The organism is Crocosphaera watsonii WH 8501, assembly GCF_000167195.1.
Lineage (GTDB): Bacteria > Cyanobacteriota > Cyanobacteriia > Cyanobacteriales > Microcystaceae > Crocosphaera > Crocosphaera watsonii.
On record NZ_AADV02000192.1, the window covers coordinates 1 to 7363 of the forward strand.

5 protein-coding genes and 3 pseudogenes are annotated in these 7363 nt (G+C 35.8%); 3 read left to right on the forward strand and 5 right to left on the reverse strand.

Annotation, left to right across the window (positions count from 1 at the left end; genetic code table 11):
• The coding region (locus tag CWATDRAFT_RS28215) for an IS1634 family transposase (protein ID WP_007308182.1) at positions 1 to 659 on the forward strand (659 nt) is incomplete at its 5' end.
• A 639-nt stretch (positions 660 to 1298) separates the two neighbouring features.
• Here CWATDRAFT_RS28215 and CWATDRAFT_RS28220 read toward each other — a convergent pair.
• Positions 1299 to 1568, reverse strand: a pseudogene (locus CWATDRAFT_RS28220) (hypothetical protein); the annotation flags it as partial.
• A 1-nt stretch (position 1569) separates the two neighbouring features.
• Between CWATDRAFT_RS28220 and CWATDRAFT_RS28225 the strand changes: the two are divergent.
• Positions 1570 to 2265 (forward strand): annotated as a pseudogene (locus CWATDRAFT_RS28225) (NF041680 family putative transposase); the annotation flags it as partial.
• A gap of 163 nt (positions 2266 to 2428) precedes the next feature.
• Here the strand turns inward: CWATDRAFT_RS28225 and CWATDRAFT_RS37795 are convergent.
• The 4 genes and pseudogenes from CWATDRAFT_RS37795 to CWATDRAFT_RS28240 all read right to left on the reverse strand — a co-directional run bounded on the left by CWATDRAFT_RS37795 (position 2429) and on the right by CWATDRAFT_RS28240 (position 5831).
• Positions 2429 to 2584 carry a hypothetical protein gene (locus CWATDRAFT_RS37795; RefSeq protein ID WP_157134195.1) on the reverse strand — a complete coding sequence of 52 codons (156 nt, stop codon included), beginning with the start codon at positions 2582 to 2584 and terminating at the stop codon, positions 2429 to 2431.
• 102 nt (positions 2585 to 2686) lie between these two features.
• Positions 2687 to 4450, reverse strand: coding sequence for an ABC transporter substrate-binding protein (locus CWATDRAFT_RS28230; RefSeq protein ID WP_007308184.1), 1764 nt, complete (start codon positions 4448 to 4450; stop codon positions 2687 to 2689).
• 16 nt (positions 4451 to 4466) lie between these two features.
• Positions 4467 to 5481 (reverse strand): annotated as a pseudogene (locus CWATDRAFT_RS28235) (ABC transporter permease).
• Between the two features lie 59 nt (positions 5482 to 5540).
• Positions 5541 to 5831: a DUF7219 family protein gene (locus tag CWATDRAFT_RS28240; RefSeq protein WP_007308186.1), complete on the reverse strand. Its 291-nt coding sequence runs from the start codon at positions 5829 to 5831 to the stop codon at positions 5541 to 5543.
• Positions 5832 to 6115: 284 nt separating this feature from the next.
• Here CWATDRAFT_RS28240 and CWATDRAFT_RS28245 point away from each other — a divergent pair, with 284 nt between their 5' ends.
• Positions 6116 to 6556 (forward strand): hypothetical protein, encoded by a 441-nt coding sequence (locus tag CWATDRAFT_RS28245; protein ID WP_007308187.1) that lies wholly within the window; start codon positions 6116 to 6118, stop codon positions 6554 to 6556.
• Positions 6557 to 7363 lie beyond the last annotated feature (807 nt).

The following is a 7363-nucleotide window of genomic DNA, read 5'->3' on the forward strand; positions in this document are numbered from 1 at the left end:
ATAGATCGACTCGGTACCAAACCTTAATGAATAAATCTGAAGAATTTGAACATCCTCAATCTGCTCGATATAAATTAAAAGCTATTAATAAAAAATTGAGATTGTTGGAAATAAAAGAAGTTGAACTGATTGAAACTTACTCGAAAAAAAAGGAAAAGATTTATAAAATGATTAGTCTGATCATCAAAAAAGATGAAGAGATAAGTAGAAAGACTAAAGAAGCAGGAAAATTTATTTTAGCAACTAACTTAGTAGAGGAAAATAAATTAGAAGCTAGTGAAATTCTGATAACTTATAAAAACCAGCAATCTACGGAAAGAGGATTTCGATTTTTGAAAGATCCCTTATTTTTTACTGATAGTTTTTTCGTTGAAAAACCAGAAAGAATAGAAACAATGTTATTTTTAATGTCTTTGTGTTTGTTGATTTATAACTTGGGGCAAAGAGAATTAAGAAATTGTTTAAAAAGAGTCAAAAAAGGAATAAATAATCAAGTAGGAAAAGTAACATTGCGTCCGACTTTGAGGTGGATATTTCAATGTTTTCAAGGTATTCATTATGTGATTTTAAACGGAGTTAAACAAATTGTCAATTTAACAGGAGAAAGGCGTTTTATATTGAGTTTATTACCTGCATCTTGTGAAAGATATTATCTATAAATTGAATTGGATAAAGCAAAAATAATAAAAGAATAAGAGTCTAATGATATCAAATGAGAAGAGGAAACTCTCCTTCGTTTGTGCTGAGTCTTGCTAAGTTTTCAATGGGTATAAATCTTCTTAATTTGATTATTTTTCCTAAAAATTTAATGAAAAGAGAAATATTCTTGCCCAGGTATGATTTTCGGACTTTTTAAAACTATGTATTTTTTTATACTACATTTTGAAGTGCGGAGTCTGGGATAGAAAGTAAAGCAAAACAGTCCTACGAGACTCAACTCAAAATAATAGAAGCTGAGCATCGTGCGGAGCTTAGGAGCTTAGAGGCTCATTACCAAGATAAGATAATAAAACTCCACGAAAAGCAAGGGTCTGATATGATGGAGATTGCTAAACTTTTAGCAAGTAGACCCTATTACATAAGCAAAAAACAAAGAGGTCTAAACCATGACAGTCACACAACGTATCGAAACCGCTAACAAACAACTCAACGAACTTAAGTCTCTTGGACTTTGGATAAAAAACAATTGTTAGCGTAAATTTTACGCTAAACATATCTCCAGAGCTAAAATAGAGAATTAAGGGGGTTTTAAAAACTCTCTTTCCATCTTTTTAGGGGATTTTAAATATTAAATAGCTTCATTCAGTTTCGGTTCCAATATAGATATCTAAGTAGCTTTCAGTTAGAGATTGAATGACTCGTTCTAATTCATCAATGAGATTTCTTCTAGTGAGTTTTTCTACAGCATCAATATGAGCAGAACTTCCGGCTCGTCCTAAATATTTATATTTGGTTTTTTTCTCATTATTAGTGGCCATAGGAAAAATTGATTCAGCAGCCTGTGGTTTATAATACCAGTAGATTGTTCCCTTTCGATTAACCTGATAACGAATAATATGACAATTAGCTCCCCGTTGGTATGGGGATAAATTTGACCTTAAAGATGACCAAACTTGGACTGAACATGATGAAGTTCATCATGTTCCCTTTACAACGAAAAAAGGTCGTCAATTAACAGTGACTATTTCGGGATGGAAACAGATGTTAATGAGAGGAACTAAAAACTATAAAATGAACAATCACCCCTTTACTTTACTCCAGATAGTTGTCAGAGCTCAAGAAAGAAATAGTATTTGAAAACCTATGTGGCTTATTGTTATTGGTTCTCGGCGCGATGAGTTAAGTTTAGTTGATTGTTATCAGTGTTATCGACAACGTTATGACATGGAACATCTTTTTCGATTTGGTAAACAAAGATTATTGATGACATCTTATTTAACTCCCGATGTACATCATGAAGAAAATTGGTTTAAACTAACACTTCTTTCTTCTGTAAATTTGTGGGCTGCCAGAAAATTAGCTGTGGTTTTACCCCGTGATTGGGAACAGTATTTGAAGACTAATAAATCCATCAAAATCACCCCTAGTCTAGTTCAAAGAGACTTTTCAAGAATAATTACGACCTTGGGGACTTTCGCCAAATTTCCCAAACGTCGAGGTTTTTCTTCCGGACGTATTAAAGGTTACAAAAAAGCCCCACGAACTCGTCATGATGTTATCAAGAAAGGGAGCAAAAAATCAACTGAAAACTTAAAAGCTCCTTAGTTTTCCTCAGAATCTATAGATTAGCCCTATTTGTCAGACAATTTTATTGACTGATACAGAGCCGATATTTTGGGATTTTAGTTTAGCGTAAAATATACGCTAACAAAATTTTTTTGTCCAAAGTCCAATAACTAGGTTGTAGGTACTTTAAGTCTTTGTGATCTCAATCCCAATAAATCTTACATTCTTTATTGCTGGTTCCTTGTAAAGAATCAAAATCATCTAACAAGATGGTGGCAGCAGTTGTTTGACCACCAGAAACCATCATTAAACCCACAGGGGTTACCCATAGGAAGTTTTTGAGGATTGTTTTGAACATACGTAGTTATACCTACAATATAATTGCATGAATTTTCGTTCCATTCTAGTCAATATTTATTAAAAATACAAGGTTAAACATTAAATTCTGTTTAACCTTACATTATTCTTGGCTAACATCATTGACAGACAGTTTTTCCATGTTCCAAAAAGCACCCCCCAAGGCAGAATATTCAATCCCATCAAAACGATTTTTAACCGCAGCTAAAGAATAGGGATTAACTAGATAAACAAATGGCAGATATTCTGATACTAACTCTTGTGCTTCGTTATAGATTTCTTTACGTTTATCCATATCCACTTCCTGAGAACCTGTAATATACAATTGCTCAATTTTTTTCTCCCAGTCTGATACTACTCTTCCGGTGAGAGGTTTGGTTCCAGGTCGAGGTTTTTGGTTAAACATATGTAAGTTCCCATCGGTGTACCAAAGATTAGGAGAATGGGGTTCATTACCTCCTGTAAAACCGATAATATGCGCTTCCCAATCTAAGGAATTACTGAGTTTATCTACCAAAACATTGAAGGCTAAAGGACTAAAATTAACCTGCATTCCCAATTGTCCTAAATCTTCTTTAATTTGCGCTCCCATCGCTTCTCTAATTTTGTTTCCTGCGTTGGTAATTAAATTGAATTCAACTTCATTTCCCTTGCTATCTAATAACTGTCCCTCTGAATTATAGGTAAAGCCTTCTTTTAATAATAATTCTTTGGCTTTTTCTGGATTATAATCATAACCTTCTACTGCTTGATTATAGTAGGGAGATTGTACAGAAACTTGTGTATTTTGGGGACTACCTAAACCACGATAAATATTGTTAATAATTCGAGGTCTATCAATTCCGTAGGCAACAGCTTTTCTGAAATTAACATTATTAAACCACTCAGCTTTAATGGGATCAACTAAAGGTTTGCCCTCCCTTTTTCCTCGGTTTTGATTCAAAGAAATAAACACAGTGCCGTATGCCGCACCCCCATTATAGATCGTAAAATTCCCCCTGTCTTCTTCATTTTTTAACAAGGAAAAATATTCAGGAGTAACACTAATAGAGTCTAAACTACCTGAGCGAAATTGTAATAAAGAGGTATCTGTTGATTCCACAATTGCCCAAACAACATTTTCAAGATTTGGTAACTGATTTCCCTGTTGATCTTTTTTCCAATAATAAGGATTTTTCTCAAAGACAACTCGTTGACTTGTCACATATTCCTTAAGTTTATAGGGACCATTGACAATAAGATTTTCTGGTGGTGTATCCGTTCCCCAAGTTGATAAAAATTTGGGAGTCCCTTCCCCATCTGTTTCTTGGATGGTTTGACGCAAAATATGAGCAGGTAAAATAGGAACACCAGCATTATCTAAGAAGGGGGCAAACGGTTCTGTAATTTTGAATTCTATGCGTCTGTCATCTAACTTTTTAATGCTGGGAAAATCTCCTTTACTGCCAACTCGGAAACTATCCCGAAAATTGTTAGGAATTTTCTCATTCAAATACAAATCATTGTAAGTAAAAATAACATCATCTGCTGTTAATGGTTCTCCATCAGACCATTTTAATCCTTCTCTTAAGGTAAAAACAATAGTTAATTTATCCTCAGAAATGTCCCAAGATTCTGCTAAAGCTGGTTCTTTTTCTGCTGTTAAAGGATTCTCGGTAATTAACCCTTCATAAGTTAAACCAAAAATATTAGGAGACTCTTGGGATAAGACAGCGTTGAAAGTTTTAGGATCGCTTAAAATGGATAAAACCACTTGATTTTGATTCCCAGTAGCAGCACAAGAGGTTAATGTTACAAGAGAAAACCCGACCAAAATTAGGGTTAAAATTTGTCGAAAAATTGTTTTTATCTTATCTAAGTATTGCATATTGTTTGAATATAAATTAATAACGAATACGGGGGTCAATGTAGGCGTTAATTAAATCGATTAAAATACTCACTACTACCACAATAGCCCCAAAAAAGACCATAATACCTTGTACTGTGGGATAGTCTCTCACATCGATCGCCTGATACAAACGGTTTCCCAACCCTGGCCAAGAAAAGGTCACTTCTGTTAACACTGCACCTCCCAATAGTGCCGCAAACGTCAATCCAAAGACGGTAATAACAGGGATGAGAGCGTTTTTCAGGGCATGGGCCAACAAAATTCGTCTTTCGGGGATACCCCTAGCCCTAGCCGCTTCTACATAGTCTGCTTGTAAGGTTTGTCTTAAGTTTACCCTCACCATGCGTTCAAAAATGCCACTCAATAATAGACCCAAGGTAAAACAGGGTAAAATTAAGTAGTAGGCTGCGGTGAAAAATTGCCCCAAGTTACCGCTAAAAAGGCTATCAAGGGTATAGATATCAGTCAGGCCATTGGGAGGGGTTTGATTGATGGGAAAACGGGTTCCTAGAGGAAACCAGCGCAACTGTACCGCAAAAATTAACTGAAAGAGCATTCCCACCCAAAATATGGGCAAAGAATAGGTGATGATGCCAAACAGTCGCCCCCCCCACATCAATAGCAGTATTGGGTCGGGAAGCGGATAAAATACCGATAGTGACTCCAATAGCCATGGCCACCACCATACTATAAAAAGTAAGTTCAGCAGTAGCTGGAAAATGTTGGGTAATAATTTCCCAAACGGACTGCCCTTGACTGGTAACAGATGTTCCCAGGTTTAAGCTAAGGAGTTGACCTAAATAAGCCAAATATTGTAACCAGAGGGGTTTATTTAGCCCTAAACTCTCCCTTAAGGCTTCTGGCGCACGGTTTCCTAAAATAGCATCCGCCGGATCACCAGGGGTTGCCCGTAACAGCAAGAAAACCAAAGTAACAATAGTCCACACCATTAAGGGGGCAAGGAGAAGACGGGCAGCTATATAATATTGTATTGCCTTAGAACGGGACATTATGAGCAACCATGTAATAGTTACAATATTATTTACTTGAGACGGTGCGATCGGTCAAGCTATTCATTTTCAGTGCCGTTTTCGTTATCGTCATCAAACTCTTGGTTAAATAAATTTTCTCCTATTTTCAATTCGTGTTTAGACAGTTTGAGTTTTTTCCATAGTTCTTTAATTTTTTGATAAGCTTGTTCAGGTTTAATTTTTCCTGCTGTTTCTAAATTACAAAGATAGTTAACTTCTTGAGCAAACTCTTGTAAGTTAGCGTTAAAAACTACATTTTCCGGTTTTACTTCCCCACGATAGGGATACCGAGGGTAGAAGAATTGATCTTTATCTTGATTTGATGCCATGACGGCTATTGCCTCAAAGACAGTTCCAAGGGGGTGAATAGTTGCAAAGAAGCCGAAATTAAGACTAGAGTTGAGAACGCTTATTCACCATTGGGTGGCTTAATTAGAAACTTCTCTACAGCTATTGTAATGCCTATGAGAGTTTTTAGTTGATGAAAAATTAAACAAAATCTTTAAGTTTATTATAGTCTTTAATCGGTGAATTAATTTAGATACTGACATAGAATAAAGCTGGATGGCTAAAATTAGCTATTGACTAGGACTTATCAAGAGGAAACTAAAACATGAACGCATCGGAAAAAGCTCAAGGTGTAGAAATCGCTACAAAAATTGCCTCCACTGTTCATTTATTTAAAACCCATTTTCCCGATGCTAAAGCTGATCTTCAACCCTGGGTAAATGATCCTGGAACCCTGGAATTAGTCGATCCTCACTCTATTGATATTGCTTTTCACTTACCTGGATGGAGTCCTCGCTTTCAAGGTCGGAGTATGTTAGTACAGATTAGGTTTCATAAAGATCCCGTAGATAAAATCCAAAGGTTGGTGGGTTTAGAAATAACTGCTTTTAATCATCAGGGACAAGCGTGGCGACTGTCAACAGTAGAAAGCTGGCAGCTAGAAGGTGATTATCAACCGGCTAAGGATATTGCAGAAAGATTTAGATCTTTTTGCCGTCAAGTATTTGAAGTTTTTAATCACAATAGAACACAACAGGAATCTTAAGCTCAAATAATGCGATCGCTTATTTAAGACAATCTATTGTTAAGCGATCGCAATTATAAACACAGTCTTCTAGACCATGACAACTATCATGGTTGTGTTAAACTAAAAGCTATATAAATTTTTAATCGTTAAATGCTCACTTAAAGAGAAAAAACTCTAGGGTGGGCAAATGGGATAACTTATTTTATTTAGGATTAACTCAAAATCATTGCCCACCATTATTATTTAGGTGTTACGTGGGTAAGATATCTATTTTCTACATGAATTAAGCTATATTCTGGCTTTGCCCACCCTACAATCTTCCCAATTAACAATTACCATTAACTGTAGGGTGGGCAAATGGGGTAATTTATTCTATCGAAGATTAACCCATAATCATTGCCCACCATTGTGATGAGAATTAGAGTAGGGTGGGCAAATGGGGTAATTTATTTTATTGAAGATTAACCCATAATCATTGCCCACCATTATTATTTAAGTATTAGGTGGGCAAGATATTTATCTCCTAGATTAATTAAGCTATATTCTGGCTTTGCTCACCCTACAATATTCACTCAATTTCCAAAAAGTCACCTGATTAACACACCTATTAAATAACCTAAACCTAAACCACTTGAACTAACACCTGAAAGGATTAAAAATTGAGGCAATGGACTAAAATTTCTCACGGGGTGACAAGTAGGTTGAAAAGTAAGTCCAGAGCGGTTTTTCTCTGTTACCCGACCCTAAACAATTGTCGGCAACCAGAGAGCTTATTGAGAATGAACGATAATGATAATCATTTGCAAATGGGGGGGGGAAGACGTG